The organism is Silvimonas amylolytica, assembly GCF_014645555.1.
Taxonomy (GTDB): Bacteria; Pseudomonadota; Gammaproteobacteria; order Burkholderiales; family Chitinibacteraceae; genus Silvimonas; species Silvimonas amylolytica.
This window is the reverse complement of sequence record NZ_BMLY01000005.1, coordinates 245,206-265,849: the sequence shown is the minus strand read 5'-3', so window position 1 is coordinate 265,849 and position 20,644 is coordinate 245,206. Positions and strand designations below refer to the sequence as shown.

Sequence of the window (20,644 nt, the reverse complement as noted above, 5' to 3'; positions counted from 1 at the left end):
CCTGCGGATAGACTCCCGCCTCACAGGCTTGCAGGCCGCCCCACCAGCCAGTGTTCTGTGCGACAATCAACTGCATATTTTCCGGCACATTCCACCATGCATAACCAGCTTGTCCCCCGTGGCCGCTTCATCTCAGTCGAAGGTGTCGATGGCGCGGGCAAAAGCACTCAGCTTTCCTGGATTGACCGCTGGCTGACCAGCGAAAAAATCGCCCACATTGTGACCCGTGAACCCGGTGGCACGCCGCTGGGCGAGAAACTGCGTGCACTGCTGCTCAATGAACCGATGCATCTGGAAACCGAGGCGCTTTTGATGTTTGCCTCACGCCGCGAACACCTTGCAGGGATCATTGAGCCAGCGCTGGCGCGTGGCGAGTGGGTGCTGTGCGATCGTTTCAGTGACGCAACCTACGCCTATCAAGGCGGTGGCCGTGGGCTGCCCAAGGAAAAGTTCGAGGCCCTGGAACGCTGGGTTCAGGATCGCGGTGGTGAAATGATCCAGCCAGATCTCACTTTGTTATTTGATGTCCCGCCCGAAGTCAGCCAGGCCCGCATTGCCAAAAGCCGCGAGCTAGACCGCTTCGAGCGCGAAGCAGCCAGCTTTCATGAGCGCGTCCGCAACGCCTACCTTGAACGGGCTCGTGCGGCGCCACACCGCTTTCGCATCGTTAACGCGGCCCGCCCGATTGAGGTCATCCAGCAAGAATTGCACGTACTGCTCAGCGGCTGGGCGCACGAGACGCTGGCATGACGCAGTACACGCTCTACCCCTGGCAAGAGGCTGAATGGCGTCAGCTCATGCATGACCCCGCGCGGCTACCGCATGCACTTCTGCTGACAGGTGAACCAGGCATTGGCAAACGTCGTTTTGCCGAGCGTCTGGCCGCCTGGTATCTGTGCGAGCATCCAGACAAATCCATCGCGCCTTGTGGCGAATGCGAAGGTTGTCGCTGGCAGGCTGCGGGCAATCATCCCGATTTTCGTATTCTGGCGCCGAGCGATCCGGTAGAAGAAGACGCCGAAGAGACCAAAACCAAACGCAAACAGCCGATCATTGGCGTGGAAGATATCCGTGATCTGACGGATTTCGTGAACCTGTCCGCCCACCGCCAGGGGGCCCGGGTCACGCTGGTCTATCCCGCTGAAGCGATGAACACGGCCGCGGCCAACGCTTTTCTGAAAACACTTGAAGAGCCTCCAACCGGCGCGCAGTTCATTCTGGTAACCCACCAGGCACGCCGCTTGTTGCCCACCATCCGTAGTCGCTGCCGCGTACTGGCCTTATCCACGCCAGACACCGCCAGTGCCACCACCTGGCTGGAGCAACAAGGCGTGAACGATGCCGCGTTGCACCTGGCGCATGCCGGGGGATCGCCGCTGGCGGCACAGGAAGACGCCGAAGCGGAATGGTTGCCGTTACGCAACAGCGTGCTCGATCAAATTGGCGCGCCGCAAACCCTCAATGTATTGAGCCTTGCGGCCGAAATAGAAAAAGCGAAGGTCGACCCGGCCAAAGTGATCGAATGGCTGCAAAAATGGACCCATGATCTGATTACTTTGGGCATGTCCGGGCGGATTCGCTATTATCCAGATCGGACGACCGCGCTGAATAAACTTGCGCCAAGAGCAAGCCGGATGCTGACTTATGTCGATCGCTTGCAGCAGGCACAACGCCTTGCGCACCATCCGCTCAATGCGCGGCTGGTTTTTGAATCGTTGCTGTTCGACTACCTGGCCGCACTGCGCGGCAAGCTGACAGGATAAAACACATGAACGAACCCGTACGCACCGGGACTACCCGCCCTGGCGTGCTATCGCTGAACATCAAGGAAAAAGCGGCGCTGTATGCGTCGTATATGCCTTTTGTGAAAGGCGGCGGTATTTTCATCCCGACCAACAAGCCCTACCGGCTGGGTGACGAGGTGTTCATGCTGCTGTCTTTGCTGGACGATCCGGCCAAGATTGCGGTGTCAGGTCATGTGATCTGGCTGACGCCGCAAGGCGCGCACAACAATCACCAGCAAGGTATTGGTGTGCGGTTTTCCGGTAACGAAGCCGGCGCACAAGCGCGCAAGAAAATTGAGGCATTGCTGGGCGGCTACCTGCAATCTGCGCGGACTACGCACACCATGTAGGACGCCTACCCGTTCCAGGGTAGCAACTCATTGATTTACAATAAACAGGCCGCAACTTTTGCGGCCTGTTTGCTTCTGACTGCCAATCGCCTCGCACGTACTGGACTCCCATGTTTGTCGACTCACACTGCCATCTGAACTTCCCTGACCTCGTCACCCATCTGGATGACCATCTGGCCGCCATGGTCGACAACAAGGTCAGCCATGCCCTGGTGGTCGCGGTGAATCTGCCTGATTTGCCGGGCGTATTGGCGTTGGCCCAGTCTCAGCCCAACCTGTTTGCGTCAGTCGGCGTGCACCCGGATTACGAAGACACCGAAGAGCCGACTGTTGAAGGTTTGCTGGCACTGGCAAAACAGCCGAAGGTAATCGCCATTGGTGAAACCGGTCTGGACTATTACCGGCTGGAGGGAGACCTGGAATGGCAGCGTGAGCGTTTCCGCACCCACATCCGTGCAGCGAAAAAAGCGGGGCTGCCCTTGATCATCCACACCCGTTCGGCGTCTGCAGACACGATCCGCATCATGAAAGAAGAAGGTGCGGACGAGTTTGGCGGCGTAATGCATTGTTTCACCGAAAGCTGGGAAGTCGCCCAGGCGGCCATTGATCTCAATTTCTATATCTCTTTTTCTGGCATCGTTACCTTCAAGAAGGCCGAAGAGCTCAAAGAGGTGGCCAAGCGTGTGCCGCTGGAACGTATGCTGATTGAAACCGATTCGCCCTATCTGGCGCCGGTACCCTTTCGCGGCAAGATGAACCAGCCAGCGTGGGTGCGTCATGTGGCCGAGCATATTGCGGAACTACGCGGGGAACCGTTGAACCGTATTGCTGAAGTCACCACAGAAAACTTTTTCCGGTTGTTTGCCAAAGCACGGAGCATGCAATGAGTGCGCCTGCGCAAGTGACCTTGCTGGGCGTGGGTTCTTCGGGGGGATCGCCCGCACTGGGCTGCAAATGCGCTACCTGCACGTCCACAGACCCGAAAAACCGCCGCACCCGTGCCAGCGCCGTCATCAAGGCCAATGGTCTGACGTTGTTGATCGATACCGGCCCGGATCTTCGCCAGCAAGTACTGCGTGAAGGGCTGCTGCATATCGATGCTGTGCTGTACACCCATCCCCACGCCGACCATCTGCACGGCATTGATGATCTGCGCGCTTTTTGCTGGCTTAATCGCGCGGCCATTCCTGTGTTTGGCAATACCTTGATGGCCGAGCACATCAAAAGCCGCTTTAGCTACACACTGCTGGCCCCCGGCGAGTACTGGGACAAGCCGGTGCTCACGCTTCATGAAATCGACGACAAAGCATTTGATTTCAAGGGCACAACCATCACGCCGATTCCGCTTATGCACGGCAAATGGCCCATTCTGGGTTATCGGGTTGGCAATGTGGCCTATCTGACTGATGTCTCACACATCCCCGAAGAGAGCTTTGCGCTGCTGGAAAATCTGGACGTGTTGTTTCTCGATTGCCTGCGTCCGATTCCGCATCCCACGCATTTTGGGGTCGACCAGGCACTGGAAGCGGCGCAGCGGATCAAGGCACGTCGGACCGTGCTGATCCACATGACGCATGAACTGGAATTCCACGCCCTGTCGGCCCGACTGCCTGATGGCATTGAGGTGGGCTACGATGGGCTGCAAGTCACCGCGGAGCGCTAAACCATGGCCCAGACCCCGGATCTGAACGTACTTGGTATGCCACTGGTGGCATGCAGCATGGACCCGCTGACCGGGTTCATGCGTGATGGCTGTTGTCGTGATCACCCACTCGACCACGGCAAACACACGGTCTGTGTCGAGGTCACGGCGGAGTTCCTGGCGTACTCCAGATCACGCGGTAATGATCTTTCTACGCCCCGTCCGGAATGGGGCTTTGATGGCCTCAAACCGGGTGACCGCTGGTGCCTGTGTGCCTCACGCTGGATTGAAGCGTTAACGGCTGGCACTGCCCCCAAGGTGGTCATGGCGGCAACGCATGAATCCATTCTGGAACATGTATCACTAGAAACCCTGGTGAGTTTCTCGCTCGACTACTCCAAACACTGATCCGCGGTCAGCGGCCCCTCACGCAAGACAACGCCAGCCAATCTGCCCTGCTCACGTGCGCCATGCTGCCCGCATAATAGAACGCACATATCCATAAACAGACAGGGGATGTTCATGCTTCACGGCAATATCCTGACCCTGGCAGGTTGGCGTCACGGCACCCTCCATGCCCGTGGCGGCCGCGTTAGCCAGATCGATGCCCGACCAGCCTCACCCGACGATAACGACGACCTCTACATCTTGCCCGGCTTTGTTGATCTGCATGTGCATGGTGGTGACGGCGCCAATATCATGAACGGGGCCAGCGATGCGGTCACCATCTCACGCATGCACGCGCGCTACGGGACAACCTCACTGCTGGCAACCACCGTTAACGCCCCGCATGAACGCCTGTATGCCCTGTTGCAAGAACTGGCCGAACCCATCGCCCACCGCCCGCAGCACGGCACGCGCTTTCTGGGCGTGCATCTGGAAGGCCCGTATGTGAATCCCGGCCGCCTGGGCGGTTTACCCAATCATGCGCGGCCTGCTGTGATTGCCGAACTGGAACAATATATGGCGACGGTGCCGGTGCGCATTGTCACGCTGTCGCCAGAAATCGCCGGGCACCATGACATCATCGAATGGCTGGCTGCACGCGGCGTGCGTGCACAAATCGGGCATTCTCTGGGGACATACGAAGAAGGCGTCGCTGCCCTGGCGCGCGGTGCGGCTGGCTTTACTCACTTGTACAACGCCATGTCACCGCTGGGCCATCGCGCGCCTGGCATGGTCGGGGCCGCGCTGGCGCATGCCGAATACAGCGAGTTGATTCCTGATTTGATCCACGTCCACCCTGGCGCCATGAAGGTGGCTTTGCGGGCGATTCCCAAGCTCTATTGCGTGACGGACGCCTCACTTGCCACCGGCTTGCCTGATGGTGAATACGACAAGGATGAAGGTCGTGTTATCACCAAATGCATGGGTGGCGTGCGGCTGCCAGATGGAACACTGGCCGGTAGCGCGCTGACCATGGATCAGGCCCTGCGTAACCTTGTGAGTATCGGCCTGACGCTGGAAGACGCTTCACATCGCCTGTCGCGCAACCCGGCAGACTATCTGGGCGTCGCAGATCGCGGCCGGATTGGCACTGGCGCGTGGGCGGACTGGGTGGTGCTGGATCGGCAGCTTAATGTGCAACAGGTGTTTGTAGAGGGTGAACAGGTTTACGCTGCGTGACCTGTGCACGTTCCAGTCGAAAAGAAAAAAGCCCGCACATTGCGGGCTTTTTTCATCCACCACAGGCGGCTTAGTTGAAGTGGTAACCGTAACGAACCAGCAAGAAATCCACGCCGGGGTTTGGTCTGTCCAGGCCGGCGTTAGAGAAGTGGTGGAAGTTAATGCCCAGCTCCTGCTTGCCTGCATCAAAGCCACAACCCGCGCCGATGCGGTCGCTGAATTGCGGATGAGACGTCAGATCGTGATCATCCGCAATCTTGTGCTCGGTCAGATAGGCGACGCCCACACCCGCCTCAACAAACGGGGTACACCAGCCGCTACTCTTGAACTGGTAACGGAACATCGGAACGATATCCACATCGTAAGCGGTCGTGTCCTGAACACGCCACGCACCACCGGCAAATTCCCAGTAGCCGGTCAGATAACCTACGCTGGTTTCCCACCAGCGCACGCCCCAATCCCAGCCCACAGAAAGGCGCAAGGTGTTCGGCGTGTTCTCGCCATGTGGGCGGGTGGTTTCGCCAATGGCGGCGTTAAAGGTATCAAAAGGTGCGGCATTAGCCAGCGTGGCGGCGGTCAGCAGCAGGGTAAACAGTGTCTTTTTCATGGCGCAGGTATATTACTCGTTAATGGAATTGTTCAAGCGCAAAAACAGCATTCGGCAAGCTGGACAATAAAACCGGGCCACATTAGCACCAGGCCAGCCTGACCGCCTTCAGGTCAACTACTGATATGACAATTGCAGGTGCATCTTGTGGCAATTCTGCACTTTTAAAGATGCATCGTCATGATGAGATCATGACCCGCCATTTGCCTTACAATTGCACAGAGTCGGCCACGCGCCGACGCCAACTCGTCGCGCCCGCAGCGCGGCCCCTTTGGAGCGTGTATGCAGTCCAGTGATTTGGTGCAGTGGTTTCGTCAGGCCGCCCCGTATATCCACGCCTTTCGCGGGCGTACTTTTGTGATTGCGCTAGGTGGTGAAGTAGTCCGTGACGGCCGCTTTTTTACGCTTACCCATGACATCAATCTGCTGACGAGCCTGGGCGTGCGTCTGGTGGTGGTCCATGGTGCGCGTCCCCAGATCGAAACCCGCATGGCTGAGCGCGGGCTGGATATGCATTACCACAAAGGTGTCCGGGTGACGGATGCAGAGACCCTGGAATGCGTGATTCAGGCCGTCGGCCAGGTTCGCGTGGATATCGAGTCCCTGTTGTCGATGGGTCTGGCCAACTCGCCCATGGCCAATGCGCACATCCGCGTCTCTGCCGGCAACTTCGTCACCGCGCAACCCATGGGCGTACGTGACGGACTGGATCTGATGTACACCGGTGAAGTACGCAAGGTAGATACAACGGCCGTGAATTACCGGCTGGAAGATGGCGAGATCGTGCTCTTGTCGACGCTGGGTTACTCACCCACGGGTGAAGTGTTCAACCTGACACTGGAAGACGTTGCCACCAGCGCCGCGATTGCCCTGCGTGCACACAAACTGCTGTTCCTGTTTGGTCATGAAGGCGTTGTGGATGCCACTGGCGAGTTGCAGACCGAGATGACTGCGCTGGAAGCCGAGCAATTTCTGGCGGCCAACCCCAACGTTAACGAAGACGTACGCCTGTACCTGCCTTGCGCCATCAAAGCCGTGCGGCGTGGCGTGGCGCGGGCCCACCTTGTCAGCCACAACGAAGATGGTGCCATGTTGATGGAGCTCTTCAGCCACGAAGGCGTGGGCACCATGATCTCTCGCGAGACACTGGAAACCCTGCGCCAGGCCGTGATTGATGACGTTGGTGGCATGTTGCAGTTGATTGAACCGCTGGAAGAACAAGGCGTTCTGGTCAAGCGTGGCCGTGAGTTGCTGGAGCGTGAAATCAACCGCTATTCCGTGCTGGAGCACGACGGCAAGATCATCGGTTGTGTGGCGGTTCACCCGTTCCCGGATAGCCAGATGGCTGAGATGGCCTGCCTGGTCGTCCACCCGGATTATCGCGACGAAGATCGTGGCGCTGTGCTATTGCGCCACGTCGAACAACAAGCGCGCAGCCAGGGTTTGCGCTCGTTGTTTGCACTGACCACGCGAACCTCGCACTGGTTTGTCGAGCGCGGTTTTACCCACGGCACCGTTGACGAATTGCCGATGGAAAAAAAGAGCCTCTACAACTATCAGCGCCGCTCCAAGGTCTTTATCAAGTCGCTGCTCTGAGCCTTGCTCACCGGGCTGTACTGGTCGCGCGCGGCCGGCGTTGTATCTCGTCGGTAGAGGCATGACGGCGGTATAGTCGGACGGTCGTCTTTGCCGTACTCCAAGGAAATACCATGCGTTTCGATCTCTGGCTGGCGTTTGTGCTGACCACCTTGCTGATCTCTGCCACGCCGGGCCCCAACATGTTGCTGATGCTCTCCCACGGGACGCGCTATGGCTGGAAAGCCACAACAGCAACCATGGCAGGTGCGTGTACCGGTCTGGCCCTGTTGTTCACTGCATCGGCATTTGGTCTGGCTGCCATTCTGGCCGCCTCGGCCACTTTGTTTCTGTTGCTCAAGCTGGTTGGTGCAGCCTACCTGGTGTATCTGGGTATTCAATGCTGGCGAGCCGGGGAAACACTGGCGCTACCAAAAGCCAACAGCAATAGCACGGCCAGCCGCTTCAGGCTGGGCCTGACGGTGGCGTTGTCTAACCCCAAAGCCATTCTGTTTGCGGGTGCGTTCCTGCCGCAATTCATTGATCCGCATCTGCCCCAGCAGCAGCAATGGTGCGTCCTGCTGGTCTCCTTTTTCATCATTGAGTCGAGTTGGCAGATTGCCTACGCCGCAGGCGGCGCGCGTCTGGCCGCGTGGTTGCAGCAACCCAAGCGGGTACGCTGGTTCAACCGCGGTTGCGGTGGTGCATTTTTCGCCGTGGGCGGTTTGCTGGCGCTGGCACGCAAGTAAGTTCGCAGACACGCCCAAACAAAAACCCCGCGATGCGGGGTTTCTGTTTGCCTTAAACCGGGCCCGTTACAGGTCGATTTCCAGATTATCGATCAACCGTGTCTTGCCCAGACGGGCCGCAATCAGCCATACGATGTGGTGGTCGGTATGCGTGGCCGGCTTGAGCGTATGTGCGTTGCGGGCTTCTACGTAGTCAATCTGGGCCCACCCGCGAGCGGTCAGATCGGCCATGGTTTCGTTGGCGAGTTTCTCGTAATCACGCTCACCGCCCAGGATGGCATCCCGCATGCGGGTCAAATGGAAATAGATCCGTGCGGCTTCGGTGCGCTCTTCCGGGCTCAGGTACCCATTGCGGGACGACAGTGCCAAACCCGTTTCGGCACGGCCGGTATCCACCGGGATGATCTGCAGCGGCATGTTCAGTTCTTCCACCATGCTCTGGATCACGAAGAGTTGCTGGTAGTCCTTTTTGCCAAAACAAGCCACGGTCGGCTGAACAATGTTGAAGAGCTTGGTCACTACCGTGGCCACACCCTGGAAATGCCCCGGGCGGAACGCGCCACAGAGTTCGTCCTGAATGGCCGGCGGGTCTACCTTGTAGTGCTGCACGACATGCGGGTACAGCTCTTTTTCGTCCGGTGCAAACACCACCGCATGGGGTGCGACTTCTTCAATCAGCGCAGCATCTGACGCGAGCGTGCGCGGATAACGGTCAAAGTCTTCGCCCTGACCAAACTGCAAACGGTTCACAAAGATGCTGACGACGACATGGTCGGTCTCTTCAAGCGCGGCACGGATCAACGCCATATGACCCTGATGCAGATTACCCATGGTAGGCACAAAGGCCACTTTGCCCACGGTGGCGCGCCAGGCGCGCAGTTCAGCGATGGTATGGATGATTTTCATGGCAAACCTGAAACGATCTGGAACTGTAAATAAGGTTAACGGGCGCGATCTCAGTCGGCACTGGCCGGGCCAAGATCGCCACGCGCTACCGCGTCTTGCAGTTGCTGTTCAATCAGCGGCCACAAGGTCGGGAACATGCCCGATATTTTGGGGTGGTTCATCCGCGTGACCTGGTCGATACGAATACCGTTCTCGCGCCAGCTTTGACCTGCACTGTTGAGGTTCTGCAGCACTGGCATCATGCGGTCGATCGCGCGGGCGTAGCGGGCCTCGGCACAGGTACCTGTGGTGAACTCACGCCACAGGGCATACATCTGGGCGCCGGTCTCTGCGGGCAAGAGGCCGAATATCCGCGCGGCACCCGCGTCTTCCTTTGCTTCTGCGGCAGCGCGCCCGGCAGCGTCATAGACATTCACGTCGCCGGCATCAATCTCGGGGATGTCGTGCACCAGCAAAAGCTGGATAACGCGCCCCATATCAACGGGCTCTGCGGCATGCGGCAAGACGGACATGGCCAGCAGACAAATCTGCCAGCTATGTTCAGCCGTATTCTCAAAGCGGGTCTGACCCAAAGGCCGGTTCTTGCGCAACACGCCCTTGAGCTTTTCCAGTTCGAGCACAAAAGACGTGATTGCGGCGAAATCCGCGGCGGCATTCATCAGAACGAGTGCTCTTCAGCCGGGAAGGTGCTGCCCTTGACGGCTTTGACATAGCTCTCGACCGCACCCTGAATGCTGCTGGCACCGGTCATGAAATTCTTCACGAAGCGGGCTTTCTTGCCCGGATAAATGCCCAGCATGTCGTGCAACACCAGAACCTGGCCGTCACAGTCCACCCCCGCGCCAATGCCGATGGTTGGAATCGTCAGCAATCGGGTGACCTCTGTGGCGACGGCGGCCGGCACCATCTCCATCAGCACGAGGCTCGCTCCCGCAGCTTGCAGCGCCAGCGCGTCACGCTTGAGGGTTTCGGCTTCGGTTTCGGTCTTGCCTTGTACCTTGTAACCGCCGTAGATATTGACGGATTGCGGCTGCAGGCCAATGTGCATACAGACGGGAATGCCGCGATTCACAAGGAAATCCACCGTCTCTACCATGACCATGCCGCCTTCCAGCTTCACCATTTCGGCACCGGCCTGCATCAGCCGCACTGCGCTATCAAACGCTTGCTGCGGGCTGGCTTGATACGCACCAAACGGCAGATCAGCCAGTACCATGGCATCTTTGGTGCCTTTAGCCACACATGCCGTGTGGTAAATCATATGGTCCAGTGTCACCGGAAGCGTCGAAGTCTGACCCTGAACCGTGTTGCCAAGCGAATCCCCAATCAGCAGGACATCAACACCAGCTTCATCAAGGAGCGTGGCAAAGCTGGCTTCGTAGCAGGTCAGCATGGCGATCTTCTGGCCATCCTGCTTCATTTTGTTCAGGGTATTGACGGTGACTTTCATGATGTTTACTTCCTGTCGAAAACGGCTGTAGCGGGTTGCAACCGGTGCAGAAAACGGCTGCGCTGCGCCGGATTGGTGCAGCGCGCAAATCGCAGTTTAGCCCAATGGATGCAGGGACTGGCTCGCGACTTTCCCCAGGAAGGTCGTTGCAGGTCCTAAACCCGGGATCACAACATCTGGCGCGATTTCGGCAAGCGGCACCAACACAAAGGCGCGCTCGTGCATGCGGGGGTGTGGAATGATCAGATGCGCGTCATGCCGGGTGATGCTGTCATACAACAGTACATCCAGATCCAGCGTGCGCGGGGCGTTGCGGAAGGTGCGCTCGCGGCCTTGTGCGGACTCGATCTGCAGCAAGCCCTGCAACAGTTCGTCTGGCGTCAGCGCGGTGCTGATTTCTGCCACGGCGTTCACAAAATCCGGTTGGTCCGCGTATCCAACTGGCGCAGAAGCGTAAAAGCGCGAACACTTCACCAACGTGGTGGCCGGTAGCTGACCCAAAGCCGCCACGGCGGCAGACAGTTGTGCTGCCGGGTCATCCAGATTGGCGCCCAATGCGACAAAGGCACGGTGAAGCGTATTCATCACGTCTTACTCGTTGCCACCACTGCTCTCGGCGCCACCCTTGGCGGCCCCACCGGCCTTACCCGTCGGACGACGGCGGCGACGTTTGCGATCCGGGCCTTTTTGCGGGCCGGTCACGCGGGCAATCATGGCTGAGCGGGTATCGTCATCGCAGTACTGGAACTGCGTCCACCATTCAACCAGTTCTTTATCAACAAGGCCGCACTCGCCACGCAGCGCAAGGAAGTCATAGGCCGCGCGGAAACGCTGCTGTTCAAACAAGCGGAAAGGCCGACTGCCGACGCGTTGTTCAAAACGCGGTTGCAGCAACCAGATTTCCTTCATGGCAGCCCCATAACGATTGGGGATCGCCAGACGTTTTTCGACAGTGGTTTCCACTTCGTTCATGGCGGCCATCAACGCTGGCACCGGGTACTCACCCGCGGCCTGTTTCTTTTGCCAGGCAGCCTCAACTTCATGCCAGAGCAAGGCTGCGAACAGAAAACCGGCCGAAACAGGCTTGTCTTCCGCCAGGCGTTTGTCGGTATTGGCCAGCGCCTTTTGCAAGAAAGCCGTGGTCTGCGGGGACTTGAGCAACTGATCCAGCACCGGGAACAAATACTTGTGCAGGCCATCGGCCTTGAGCGCCATCAAACAGTCCCACGCCCGGCCAGACAGCAACAGCTTCATCATCTCGTCAAACAGGCGTGCAGACGGGATATTCTGCAGCAGACCGGCGCACTCGCTGATCGGTTTGCGCGTCGGTGGGGCAATGTCCAGCCCCAGCTTGGCGGAGAGGCGAATGGCGCGCAGCATGCGCACCGGATCTTCACGGTAACGGATGCCCGGATCACCAATCATCACCAGACGGCGCGCTTCCAGATCATCCACCCCGTGATGGAAATCCAGGATTTCTTCGCGTGAGGGGTCGTAATACAGCGCGTTGACCGTGAAGTCGCGGCGCAGCGCATCGTCTTCCAGCGAGCCATAGACATTGTCACGCAGGATTCGGCCCGACTCATCAGTCGGCGCTTCGCCGGCGCCACGGAACGTCGTGACTTCGATGATTTCTTCACCGCCACGATCGTAAAACGGCACGTGCACAATGCGAAACCGCCGGCCAATAATGCGCGAGCGGTTAAACACGTGCCGAACCTGTTCGGGCGTGGCGCTGGTGGCAACGTCAAAGTCTTTGGGAGACTTGCCCAACATCAGGTCGCGCACTGCGCCCCCGACGACATAGGCCTCATAACCTGCTTCTTGCAGGCGATCACACACTTTGAGCGCGCCGGAGTGAATATCCTCGCGGCGTACACCGTAGTGTTTAGCATGCAAAACCCGTTTGCCCGGGCGGCGCAACACCTTGCCGATCAATTTGCGAATCATCGTTTGACCAAAGAAAACCGGCAGACAGGGGTCAGTTCTTGGCTAACGCCAGTCTTGCCGCAAGCGGCCCGTTTCGGGCCAGTCAAGCCGCTAACCAAACCACCCGGGCGAACACGGCACGCTCACGTGGCCAGGGCAGTTTCGTTAGCGGCCCTGAAAACAAAGGCGCTTATTATACAGTCAGCATGGTGCAACTGCGGCAATCGTCATGCACAAAAAAGCATGGCGCATAGAAGCGGTCAATTCAACTGTCATCCAGCGAAGATTGCCACACTGCCGCTGCCGGAATGTACAACCAGCAGGGCATAGTAAAGCCAGTTCCATCCAATACGGAGATTTCGCATGGCCAGCTACCATTACCGCATCGTCAACGTCTTTGCCGAAACCGCCTGGGCGGGCAACCCGCTCGCCGTGTTTGAAGATGCGCGCGGGCTGGATGACACCGCCATGCAAACGCTGGCACAGCAACTCAATCTCTCTGAAACCACGTTTGTGTTCCCGTCAGACAAAGCCGATGCGCAAGTTCGTATCTTTACGCCGACCTATGAGTTGCCCTTTGCGGGTCATCCGACGCTGGGTACAGCCTGGGTGTTGGCACAGACGCTGGGCAAGCAGCAGCTGGCGCTGGCGTTCAAAGCGGGCGTAATCCCGGTGGAAGCCCATGAGCACAATCGCATGATGTTAAGCGCCAATGCGCCCACCTACCGTTTTGCACCGGCAGCAGACATCATGGCGCAAGCATTGGGCATTGCACCGGATCAGGTCGCAGGGACACCGCGTTTTGTAAACACGGGCACCGAACAATTGATTGTGCCGCTAGCCAGCGTGGCTGCTGTTCAGGCCTGCGCGCCGGATCTGGCGTTGATGAACCAGCATGCGAAGAACGAGCGCGGCATCACCCAGACATTGGTTTGGGCCTGGGGCGATGATGAAATCGTGGCGCGCTTTTTCTGGGTACAGAACGGACAACTGGCCGAGGATCATGGTACCGGTTCGGCTTGCGCCAATCTGGGCGGCTGGTTACTGGCTGAACAGACCACTACCCTGCCGCTCAAGGCCAGCATGGTGCAGGGGCACGGCGTCAACCGGCTGGCGCATCTGACGTTGCAGATCGATGCCGACAAACAAATTCGCGTCGGCGGCCGCGTGACTGAAGTGGGGCGGGGTGAGTTTGACTGGCCAGATAACACGGGCAGTGCGCTCGCCTGACTAATGTCATCGACATAAAACCGGCGCCTCGCTGACGGGGCGCTTTTTCTTTTTGTCGGACAAGCGAACCAGTTTGCACCCCAAGCGGTCGAAACGCGGACATAATACCGGGCCGGCCACCAAGTGCCGGTGCTACCCTTCGCCACCCGTTAGTCTCAGTTACCCGAATTGCCCGCCATGATCTCCAGAAACCTGACCCGTACGCTGATTGCTTGTTCCCTCCTGTTCGCCGCCTCGGCTCAGGCTTTTACACCTCCCGTTCCCGAGATCAATGCCAAAGCGTATTACCTGACGGACTTCCAGAGCGGCAGCGAGTTGGCCTCCCGCGATGCCAATATGCGCGTGGAGCCCGCCAGTCTGACCAAACTGATGACCGCCTATGTGGTGTTCAAGTCGGTCAAGGAAGGCCGTATCCGCCTGGACCAGCAACTGACGGTCTCCACCAAAGGCTGGAAAACCGAAGGTTCACGCATGTTCCTGGACCCGAAAACCCCGGCCAGCGTCGATGACCTGATCAAGGGCATGATCGTGCAGTCTGGCAACGATGCCTGCGTCACGCTGGCTGAAGCCATTGCCGGCAGCGAAGAAGTGTTTGCCCAGATGATGAACCAGCAGGCACAGCGCCTGGGCATGACGGGCTCGCACTTCATGAACTCCACCGGTTTGCCAGACCCGAATCACTATATGACGGTGGCTGACCTTGGAAAAATCGCCGCGGCCATCATCCGTGACTACCCGGAGTTCTACCCGATCTACTCCATGAAGGAGTTCTCGTATAACAAGATCCGCCAGCCGAACCGCAACCTCTTGTTGTACCGCGATCCTAATGTGGACGGCATGAAAACCGGCCACACCAACTCCGCCGGTTTTAATCTGGTCGCCAGCACGCATAAGGATGGCCGCCGGTTGATCTCCGTGGTGGTCGGCACGACAGGTGACGAAATCCGTGCCAATGAATCGGCCAAACTGCTGAACTGGGGGACGCAATTCTTTGATACGCCCAAGGTGTTCGCCGCCAAACAGGTATTGGCGACCCAGAAGGTCTACAAGGGTGCTGAAGACAGCGTGAAAGTCGGCTTCGCCAATGACCAGTTCGTCACTGTCCCCAAAGGCGATGGCAACAAGCTGACCACACAAGTGAAGCTGGATGAACCGCTGATTGCACCGATCAAGGCCGGCCAGAAACTGGGTACGATTGATGTACTCGATCAAGGCAAAGTCATCGGTCAGTACCCGGCACAAGCGCTGGAAAACGTAGATGAAGCCGGCTTCTTTGGTCGCCTGATCGACAGTATCAAACTGATGTTCCACAAGTGGTTTGGCGGCAAATAAACGCCTGAATCACACCCAGGCCCAGCCATGCCCGCACGGTTATCCGTTGCGGGCATTGTTTTTGGGGTAGAACAGCGAGTGATCCGATGATCATCTGAAAAGGGAAGAGTGATGCCTGTGCCGCCCGGAATCGCCATCGCCATGCTTGAACATACGCGCCCGACCGTCGCGGCGCAGATTGCATTCGTGATGCAGTGTGCGGCGCCAGAAGCGCCCTGGTTGCCAGAGGCCGCCGCTGTGACCGTAGACCCGGCACGTTATCTGGGCGCAATGCGGGGCGATGAAATAGCAGGCGTGGTGGCGTTGTCGGCCCTGCAAGGTGGCATGCAGTTGGTGTCATCGCTCGCGGTCATCCCGAAGGCGCAGCGGCAAGGCATAGGCCTGGCATTGCTTGAAGTCGCTCTGCAACTGGCCGCTGGCCAAACCGTACTACTCGTGGCGCAAGCCCTCAATACGCGAGCGCTTGCCCTCTATCAACAAGCCGGGTTTGTCGAACAGGGCCGTTTTACGGATGAAACCCGCAGCGAAGAAATGATCCGGCTGTGGCGACCTGCGCCGGATCAATCGATCTGACGGATTGCCGGCATCGTCCAGATCAACAGCAGCATGGCCGCGCTCATGGTCAGGCAGAACACCGGCATGATCACACCAATCCCGATGTGCAAAGACAGCAAGCCCGTGACCATGGCGTAACTCAGTGGCGACAGCCCCATCGAGGCCATGGTGTTCAGGCTCATGACGCGGCCAATCTTGCTGCGATCGGCATACTGTTGAATCAACGACATCATTGGCACGTTGTTGCTGACCACGCCCAGGCCCGTGAAGAACTGCACGCCGACCGCCAGCCACAGCCACGATACATGCGACAAACTGCCCAGCAGCACCCCTTCAGCCACGATCACCAGCGCAATCATCAGTAATCGTTTTTTGCGCGGCGGGAAAATCGTCAACAGGAAGCCGCCAGTGACCATGCCCGCAGCAAAGGCACTTTGCAGATAAGACAACACCGCCGCATTGCCGTGCAGGTTATCTGCCGCCACAATCGGCACACCCAGGGCCAGCGGTCCCATAAACAAAAGGTTGGCGATGGCGTAAATGATCATGAGCGATCGCAGCACCGGCGATGACAGCGCGTACTGCACGCCTTCTTTGAGTTCTGCGAGCACGTGCTTGCGCGCGGCATGCCAATCCATTGCGGGTTCTTTGACCTGGGCCACGCAGAATGTGCCCGCTGCCAGCATGACGGCCGTAAAGACGAAGACCCACTCGTAGCTCAGCAAAGCCAGCAACGCACCGCCCAGCACAGGCCCAAAAACAAGGCCGATCTGGTTGGTGGTCAGCATGATTGAATTGGCACGGGGCAGATCAAGGTCCGGGACTACGCTTGGCAGCAGTGCATCGCGGGCAGGCCAGAAGAATGCATCCAGTGCGCCATACAGAAACGCAAACCCGGTCAGGGTGACGATATTGAGCGCATCAAAATACAAAAGCCCGACGAGCGCCAGCATCAGGAACACCCGCGTGGTCAGCGAAAAACGAATGATGCGTGTGCGCTTCATCCGGTCCGCCAGTACCCCGCCAAACGCCATCAGCACGATCCGTGGCACAGAGCCCGCAATCATCACAAAGCCCAACTGCTCTTTGACGCCCAGGGTTTTGACCACGTACCAGGTTTCAGACAGCGTAGCGACGGCCAAGGCCAGGTTGCCAAAAATGCTGGACAACCAAAGCAGTAAAAAATTGCGATTGCGAAAGAGCGACGAGACCTGGGTCATTAGGGCGATAAAACGATGTGTTAGACTGCGAGACGATGCAAACAAGCGGCTTAAGGACAGGAAACCCGCCGCATGATCCGCCCGTGAAACAGGTTGCCGGGCGGGCGCACAAGAAATGCATTATGCAAAAACCTGATTCTACCCAGGCGTTGTAGTTCGCCGCCGTGCCTCGGCAAGCCGGGCAAAGCCGGGTTTTTACAAATTATCCAATTTGAACCAACAACCTGAACCATCAAGGAACTGCATCATGGCGTACCGCAAAATGACCGAGCTGGACTTGTCCGGCAAGAAAGTGCTGATCCGTGCTGACCTTAACGTGCCCGTGAAAGATGGCGTCATCGGTGATGACACGCGTATCCGCGCATCGCTGCCCACCGTTGAAGCCGCCCTTAAAGCTGGCGCCGGCGTGATCGTGATGAGCCACCTTGGCCGCCCCACCGAAGGCGAGATCAAGCCTGAAGACAGCCTGGCCGGCGTTGCCGCGCGCATGGGCGAGTTGCTGGGCCGCAAGATCGATGTGCTGGACAACTGGGAAGGCTATCAGGTCAAGCCGGGCGACGTCGTATTGCTGCAGAACGTACGTTGCAATGTGGGCGAGAAAAAGAACAGCGATGAACTGGGCAAGAAGTACGCCGCCCTGTGTGATGTGTTCGTGAACGATGCATTTGGTACCGCGCACCGCGCCGAAGCCTCGACCCACGCTGTGGCCAAATTTGCCCCGACTGCTTGCGCCGGTATTTTGATGGCGGGTGAACTGGACGCACTGGGCAAAGCACTGGCCCACCCTGCCCGCCCGCTGGTCGCCATTGTGGCCGGCTCCAAGGTTTCGACCAAGCTGACCATTCTTGAATCGCTGGCCGACAAAGTGGATCAACTGGTCGTTGGTGGCGGTATCGCCAATACCTTCTTGCTGGCCGAAGGCAAACAAGTTGGTAAATCGCTGGCCGAGGCAGACCTGGTTGGCAATGCCAAATCTGTGATCAGCAAGCTGCGCGCGCGCGGTGGCGATGTGCCGCTGCCGACTGACGTGGTCATTGGCAAGAAATTTGATGCCAACGAACCCGCAGTGGTCAAGCCGCTGGCTGCTGTTGAAGCTGACGACATGATTTTTGATATTGGCCCGGATTCGGCCAAGGCACTGGCAGCCGTACTCAAGAACGCCGGCACCATTGTCTGGAACGGCCCGGTTGGCGTGTTTGAGTTCGACCAGTTTGGCAACGGCACCAAAGTCATCGCCGAAGCCATTGCAGAATCGAGCGCCTTCTCGATCGCGGGCGGTGGCGACACGCTGGCTGCTGTCGCCAAATATGGCATCACCGACAAAGTGAGCTATATCTCCACCGGCGGCGGCGCCTTCCTGGAGTTCCTGGAAGGCAAGGTACTGCCTGCCGTGGAAATTCTGGAAACCCGTTACAACGGTTGATTTCAAAGGCCCGGACCAGATACAAAAGTCCGGGCTAGCGTCATCACGGGGTAACAAAAAGCCGGGCCGACGCCCGGCTTTTGTCATTTCATCACCCTTACAAGGCATTCTGGCGCTATAAAGAAATGTCGCCAGCATCGGGCGACCTCTTCTTTATGTCATGGAGCGTCTCAATGCAGTTTGTCCGTGTTCTTGCTTGCGCCATGGTCTGCGTCGGAGCTATTTCCGCCTGGGCAGCCGACAGTGCCAAACCACTGAACCTGACCTTGCCCCAATCCGTGATCGGTTCTGCGCCTGCTGCCACTGCAGCGTCTGGTCCGAACAGCGCGCGCTGCAACGATTTACGCGCCCAGCGGGACAAGCTGCAAAAAGAGCCGATTGACCGCAGTACCGGGACGATCAGCAGTGCCCGCAAGAGCCAGATCAAGAGCCTGAATGCCGAGCTACAAAAATCTGGCTGCTACGGCACCAAGGGCGCGCAGCAATAATCAGCTCAAGCAAGCAAAACAAGCAGCGGCCAGTGCCGCTGCCATTGTTTGTGCGCCACGCGCTGGCGAAATACCGACTCATCTGCAAACGCCGGGTTGCGACGCAATCGCAGGCCAAACAAGTCCTCCAGCCCCAGCGGCGCCACAATCCGGACTTCCCCGGCATCATCTTGCCAGACGCCAACAGCGGTGGCCGTTTCGGGCCAACTGGCCAAGCCCTGCTGCAGGGAGTGCACCGCGCTTAATCCATTGAAATGATGGCTCCAGGCCTGGTTGACCACGTCCCAGCGCACCTGGGGCATGGCCGCAGCAAGGGCGTTATGCACCGCTCGCGCATGGTCTGGCGCCATCGACGCGTCGAAATAACACACATCCACATCACTTGCTGGCAACAAGCTGGTCTGCCCATGCAGGCGTTGCCAGACCCGGTTACGGACTGCGCCCGCTGCGATGCACCAGTCGTTCAGGCCAAGATTGCGTACGCAAGCCAGCAGTGCCAGCAACTCTGCATCTGCATGCACCATACCGCGCAAACGCGCTTCCAGGCTTTCATTGGGTTGTTTCAGGCTGACCATTGGTTTCAGGGCTTTCCCGAATGGCGAATGTCCCGATTGGGCATGCCGCGTTTGAGGGTCTAGATTGTGATGCAACGCACCAAAAAACGGATGGAGAACCGCTATGCCGCTCGTATCGCTTCGCACAGTGCTGGACCACGCCGCAGAACATCAGTATGGCGTACCCGCATTTAACGTAAATAATCTGGAGCAGATCCACGCCATTTTGCAGGCCGCAGACGCCACGCAAAGCCCGGTCATTCTGCAGGCCAGTTCCGGTGCCCGCAAATACGCCGGTGAGATGTTCGTCAAACATCTGATCGAAGCCGCCGTGGCCAGTTACCCCAAGTTACCCGTGGTCATGCATCAAGATCACGGCACCAGCCTTGCCGTATGCATGAGCGCAGTCAATCTGGGGTTCTCCAGTGTGATGATGGATGGCTCGCTCAAAGAAGATGGCAAGACGCCCGCCGACTACCATTACAACGTAACGGTCACGCGTGAAGTGGTACAACTGGCGCACCAGAAAGGCGTCTCGGTCGAGGGCGAACTGGGTTGCCTGGGTAGCCTGGAAACCGGCATGGGCGAAGAAGAGGATGGTGTGGGTGCCAACCGCAAGCTTTCTCACGATGAGATGCTGACCGATCCGGAACAAGCCCGTCAGTTCGTCGAAGCAACCGGCGTCGACGCACTGGCCATTGCCATTGGCACCAGCCATGGCGCGTACAAGTTCACTCGCCCGCCGACAGGCGAAGTCCTCGCGATTGAGCGCATCAAAGCCATACACGAAGCAATCCCGCATACGCACCTGGTGATGCACGGTTCATCCAGTGTGCCCCAGGAATTGCTATCTGAAGTGCGGGAGTTTGGTGGCGACATCAAGCCGACCTGGGGCGTGCCCGTCGCGGAGATCCAGCGTGCGATCAAATACGGCGTACGCAAGATCAATATCGATACCGATCTGCGCCTCGCAATGACTGGCGCGATCCGCAAGCATTTGATGACCAACCCGGCAGATTTTGATCCGCGCGCTTATCTCAAACCAGCGATCGCTGCGATGCGGGCAGTTTGCGAAGCACGCTATCAGGAGTTCGGCGCGGCCGGCATGGCTGCCCGGTTTCGCTAACTCTCGCGGCCCATGCAATAAGCAGTGTTCAGTGTCCCATGCAACGATTAAGCCCGCCTGCCGGTGGGCTCTTTTTTGGGGCACCCGATCTGCGTGAC

23 protein-coding genes are annotated in these 20,644 nt (G+C 58.3%); 15 read left to right on the top strand and 8 right to left on the bottom strand.

All coding sequences use genetic code 11. The annotated features are described in order from the left end of the window. The first annotated feature begins 96 nt into the window (after nucleotides 1-96). The 7 genes from tmk (at nucleotide 97) to nagA (ending at nucleotide 5,402) form a co-directional block, all read left to right on the top strand. Nucleotides 97-750: a dTMP kinase gene (gene tmk / locus IEX44_RS15560; protein ID WP_188695901.1), complete on the top strand. Its 654-nt coding sequence runs from the start codon at nucleotides 97-99 to the stop codon at nucleotides 748-750. Beyond that, complete coding sequence (gene holB, locus IEX44_RS15555) at nucleotides 747-1,763, top strand: DNA polymerase III subunit delta' (protein ID WP_188695898.1); 1,017 nt, start codon at nucleotides 747-749, stop codon at nucleotides 1,761-1,763. Before tmk ends, holB begins: the two co-directional genes overlap by 4 nt. A 5-nt stretch (nucleotides 1,764-1,768) precedes the next feature. Then, nucleotides 1,769-2,134 (top strand): PilZ domain-containing protein, encoded by a 366-nt coding sequence (locus tag IEX44_RS15550; RefSeq protein WP_188695895.1) that lies wholly within the window; start codon nucleotides 1,769-1,771, stop codon nucleotides 2,132-2,134. A gap of 110 nt (nucleotides 2,135-2,244) precedes the next feature. Continuing rightward, nucleotides 2,245-3,021 (top strand): TatD family hydrolase, encoded by a 777-nt coding sequence (locus IEX44_RS15545; protein WP_188695892.1) that lies wholly within the window; start codon nucleotides 2,245-2,247, stop codon nucleotides 3,019-3,021. Continuing rightward, nucleotides 3,018-3,797 (top strand): MBL fold metallo-hydrolase, encoded by a 780-nt coding sequence (locus IEX44_RS15540; RefSeq protein WP_188695890.1) that lies wholly within the window; start codon nucleotides 3,018-3,020, stop codon nucleotides 3,795-3,797. Before IEX44_RS15545 ends, IEX44_RS15540 begins: the two co-directional genes overlap by 4 nt. Before the next feature lie 3 nt (nucleotides 3,798-3,800). After that, entirely contained in the window at nucleotides 3,801-4,184 is a 384-nt protein-coding gene (locus IEX44_RS15535; RefSeq protein ID WP_188695887.1) for a DUF2237 family protein, read from the top strand. A 114-nt stretch (nucleotides 4,185-4,298) separates the two neighbouring features. Beyond that, nucleotides 4,299-5,402 carry an N-acetylglucosamine-6-phosphate deacetylase gene (gene nagA, locus IEX44_RS15530; protein WP_188695884.1) on the top strand — a complete coding sequence of 368 codons (1,104 nt, stop codon included), beginning with the start codon at nucleotides 4,299-4,301 and terminating at the stop codon, nucleotides 5,400-5,402. A gap of 70 nt (nucleotides 5,403-5,472) precedes the next feature. Here the strand turns inward: nagA and IEX44_RS15525 are convergent, their stop codons facing one another. Further along, entirely contained in the window at nucleotides 5,473-6,009 is a 537-nt protein-coding gene (locus IEX44_RS15525) for an acyloxyacyl hydrolase (RefSeq protein ID WP_188695882.1), read from the bottom strand. A 282-nt stretch (nucleotides 6,010-6,291) separates the two neighbouring features. On the opposite strand from IEX44_RS15525, the gene argA reads away from it, so the two are divergent. Further along, the gene (gene argA / locus IEX44_RS15520; protein WP_188695877.1) at nucleotides 6,292-7,605 is read left to right on the top strand and encodes an amino-acid N-acetyltransferase; all 1,314 of its coding nucleotides are present in this window, start codon (nucleotides 6,292-6,294) and stop codon (nucleotides 7,603-7,605) included. Between the two features lie 113 nt (nucleotides 7,606-7,718). Beyond that, nucleotides 7,719-8,333: a LysE family translocator gene (locus IEX44_RS15515; RefSeq protein ID WP_188695873.1), complete on the top strand. Its 615-nt coding sequence runs from the start codon at nucleotides 7,719-7,721 to the stop codon at nucleotides 8,331-8,333. Between the two features lie 66 nt (nucleotides 8,334-8,399). On the opposite strand, the gene panC is transcribed toward IEX44_RS15515, so the two are convergent. The 5 genes from panC to pcnB form a co-directional block, all read right to left on the bottom strand. Continuing rightward, the gene (panC, locus tag IEX44_RS15510) at nucleotides 8,400-9,239 is read right to left on the bottom strand and encodes a pantoate--beta-alanine ligase (RefSeq protein WP_188695869.1); all 840 of its coding nucleotides are present in this window, start codon (nucleotides 9,237-9,239) and stop codon (nucleotides 8,400-8,402) included. Between the two features lie 50 nt (nucleotides 9,240-9,289). After that, complete coding sequence (locus tag IEX44_RS15505; protein WP_188695866.1) at nucleotides 9,290-9,898, bottom strand: HD domain-containing protein; 609 nt, start codon at nucleotides 9,896-9,898, stop codon at nucleotides 9,290-9,292. Further along, nucleotides 9,898-10,689, bottom strand: a complete 792-nt coding sequence (panB, locus tag IEX44_RS15500) for a 3-methyl-2-oxobutanoate hydroxymethyltransferase (RefSeq protein ID WP_188695863.1) — start codon at nucleotides 10,687-10,689, stop codon at nucleotides 9,898-9,900. Before panB ends, IEX44_RS15505 begins: the two co-directional genes overlap by 1 nt. A 96-nt stretch (nucleotides 10,690-10,785) precedes the next feature. Further along, nucleotides 10,786-11,274 (bottom strand): 2-amino-4-hydroxy-6-hydroxymethyldihydropteridine diphosphokinase, encoded by a 489-nt coding sequence (gene folK / locus IEX44_RS15495; protein ID WP_188695860.1) that lies wholly within the window; start codon nucleotides 11,272-11,274, stop codon nucleotides 10,786-10,788. Nucleotides 11,275-11,280: 6 nt separating this feature from the next. Next, a complete protein-coding gene (pcnB, locus tag IEX44_RS15490) occupies nucleotides 11,281-12,639 on the bottom strand; it encodes a polynucleotide adenylyltransferase PcnB (protein WP_188695856.1) in 1,359 nt (452 codons plus the stop codon). A 342-nt stretch (nucleotides 12,640-12,981) separates the two neighbouring features. Between pcnB and IEX44_RS15485 the strand changes: the two genes are divergently transcribed. The 3 genes from IEX44_RS15485 (at nucleotide 12,982) to IEX44_RS15475 (ending at nucleotide 15,753) form a co-directional block, all read left to right on the top strand. After that, a complete protein-coding gene (locus tag IEX44_RS15485; RefSeq protein ID WP_188695853.1) occupies nucleotides 12,982-13,848 on the top strand; it encodes a PhzF family phenazine biosynthesis protein in 867 nt (288 codons plus the stop codon). 177 nt (nucleotides 13,849-14,025) lie between these two features. After that, nucleotides 14,026-15,180: a D-alanyl-D-alanine carboxypeptidase family protein gene (locus IEX44_RS15480; RefSeq protein ID WP_188695850.1), complete on the top strand. Its 1,155-nt coding sequence runs from the start codon at nucleotides 14,026-14,028 to the stop codon at nucleotides 15,178-15,180. Between the two features lie 111 nt (nucleotides 15,181-15,291). Then, nucleotides 15,292-15,753 (top strand): GNAT family N-acetyltransferase, encoded by a 462-nt coding sequence (locus tag IEX44_RS15475; protein ID WP_229679212.1) that lies wholly within the window; start codon nucleotides 15,292-15,294, stop codon nucleotides 15,751-15,753. Here IEX44_RS15475 and IEX44_RS15470 read toward each other — a convergent pair. Continuing rightward, on the bottom strand, nucleotides 15,741-16,955 hold the full coding sequence (locus tag IEX44_RS15470; protein WP_188695843.1) for an MFS transporter: 1,215 nt from the start codon (nucleotides 16,953-16,955) through the stop codon (nucleotides 15,741-15,743). The genes IEX44_RS15475 and IEX44_RS15470 overlap by 13 nt on opposite strands. Before the next feature lie 247 nt (nucleotides 16,956-17,202). Between IEX44_RS15470 and IEX44_RS15465 the strand changes: the two genes are divergently transcribed. Next, nucleotides 17,203-18,378 (top strand): phosphoglycerate kinase, encoded by a 1,176-nt coding sequence (locus IEX44_RS15465; protein ID WP_188695841.1) that lies wholly within the window; start codon nucleotides 17,203-17,205, stop codon nucleotides 18,376-18,378. A gap of 173 nt (nucleotides 18,379-18,551) precedes the next feature. Then, nucleotides 18,552-18,866, top strand: a complete 315-nt coding sequence (locus IEX44_RS15460) for a hypothetical protein (protein WP_188695837.1) — start codon at nucleotides 18,552-18,554, stop codon at nucleotides 18,864-18,866. A gap of 5 nt (nucleotides 18,867-18,871) precedes the next feature. Here IEX44_RS15460 and IEX44_RS15455 read toward each other — a convergent pair whose 3' ends face one another. Then, nucleotides 18,872-19,441 carry a nucleotidyltransferase family protein gene (locus IEX44_RS15455; protein ID WP_188695833.1) on the bottom strand — a complete coding sequence of 190 codons (570 nt, stop codon included), beginning with the start codon at nucleotides 19,439-19,441 and terminating at the stop codon, nucleotides 18,872-18,874. A 103-nt stretch (nucleotides 19,442-19,544) separates the two neighbouring features. Here IEX44_RS15455 and fba point away from each other — a divergent pair, with 103 nt between their 5' ends. Further along, nucleotides 19,545-20,546 (top strand): class II fructose-bisphosphate aldolase, encoded by a 1,002-nt coding sequence (gene fba, locus IEX44_RS15450; RefSeq protein WP_188695830.1) that lies wholly within the window; start codon nucleotides 19,545-19,547, stop codon nucleotides 20,544-20,546. Nucleotides 20,547-20,644 lie beyond the last annotated feature (98 nt).

Coding starts and splice junctions, on each gene's coding strand:
- tmk (WP_188695901.1), top strand. CDS start 97: ATGCATAACCAGCTTGTCCCCCGTGGCCGCTTCATCTCAGTCGAAGGT.
- holB (WP_188695898.1), top strand. CDS start 747: ATGACGCAGTACACGCTCTACCCCTGGCAAGAGGCTGAATGGCGTCAG.
- IEX44_RS15550 (WP_188695895.1), top strand. CDS start 1,769: ATGAACGAACCCGTACGCACCGGGACTACCCGCCCTGGCGTGCTATCG.
- IEX44_RS15545 (WP_188695892.1), top strand. CDS start 2,245: ATGTTTGTCGACTCACACTGCCATCTGAACTTCCCTGACCTCGTCACC.
- IEX44_RS15540 (WP_188695890.1), top strand. CDS start 3,018: ATGAGTGCGCCTGCGCAAGTGACCTTGCTGGGCGTGGGTTCTTCGGGG.
- IEX44_RS15535 (WP_188695887.1), top strand. CDS start 3,801: ATGGCCCAGACCCCGGATCTGAACGTACTTGGTATGCCACTGGTGGCA.
- nagA (WP_188695884.1), top strand. CDS start 4,299: ATGCTTCACGGCAATATCCTGACCCTGGCAGGTTGGCGTCACGGCACC.
- IEX44_RS15525 (WP_188695882.1), bottom strand. CDS start 6,009: ATGAAAAAGACACTGTTTACCCTGCTGCTGACCGCCGCCACGCTGGCT.
- argA (WP_188695877.1), top strand. CDS start 6,292: ATGCAGTCCAGTGATTTGGTGCAGTGGTTTCGTCAGGCCGCCCCGTAT.
- IEX44_RS15515 (WP_188695873.1), top strand. CDS start 7,719: ATGCGTTTCGATCTCTGGCTGGCGTTTGTGCTGACCACCTTGCTGATC.
- panC (WP_188695869.1), bottom strand. CDS start 9,239: ATGAAAATCATCCATACCATCGCTGAACTGCGCGCCTGGCGCGCCACC.
- IEX44_RS15505 (WP_188695866.1), bottom strand. CDS start 9,898: ATGAATGCCGCCGCGGATTTCGCCGCAATCACGTCTTTTGTGCTCGAA.
- panB (WP_188695863.1), bottom strand. CDS start 10,689: ATGAAAGTCACCGTCAATACCCTGAACAAAATGAAGCAGGATGGCCAG.
- folK (WP_188695860.1), bottom strand. CDS start 11,274: ATGAATACGCTTCACCGTGCCTTTGTCGCATTGGGCGCCAATCTGGAT.
- pcnB (WP_188695856.1), bottom strand. CDS start 12,639: ATGATTCGCAAATTGATCGGCAAGGTGTTGCGCCGCCCGGGCAAACGG.
- IEX44_RS15485 (WP_188695853.1), top strand. CDS start 12,982: ATGGCCAGCTACCATTACCGCATCGTCAACGTCTTTGCCGAAACCGCC.
- IEX44_RS15480 (WP_188695850.1), top strand. CDS start 14,026: ATGATCTCCAGAAACCTGACCCGTACGCTGATTGCTTGTTCCCTCCTG.
- IEX44_RS15475 (WP_229679212.1), top strand. CDS start 15,292: ATGCCTGTGCCGCCCGGAATCGCCATCGCCATGCTTGAACATACGCGC.
- IEX44_RS15470 (WP_188695843.1), bottom strand. CDS start 16,955: ATGACCCAGGTCTCGTCGCTCTTTCGCAATCGCAATTTTTTACTGCTT.
- IEX44_RS15465 (WP_188695841.1), top strand. CDS start 17,203: ATGGCGTACCGCAAAATGACCGAGCTGGACTTGTCCGGCAAGAAAGTG.
- IEX44_RS15460 (WP_188695837.1), top strand. CDS start 18,552: ATGCAGTTTGTCCGTGTTCTTGCTTGCGCCATGGTCTGCGTCGGAGCT.
- IEX44_RS15455 (WP_188695833.1), bottom strand. CDS start 19,441: ATGGTCAGCCTGAAACAACCCAATGAAAGCCTGGAAGCGCGTTTGCGC.
- fba (WP_188695830.1), top strand. CDS start 19,545: ATGCCGCTCGTATCGCTTCGCACAGTGCTGGACCACGCCGCAGAACAT.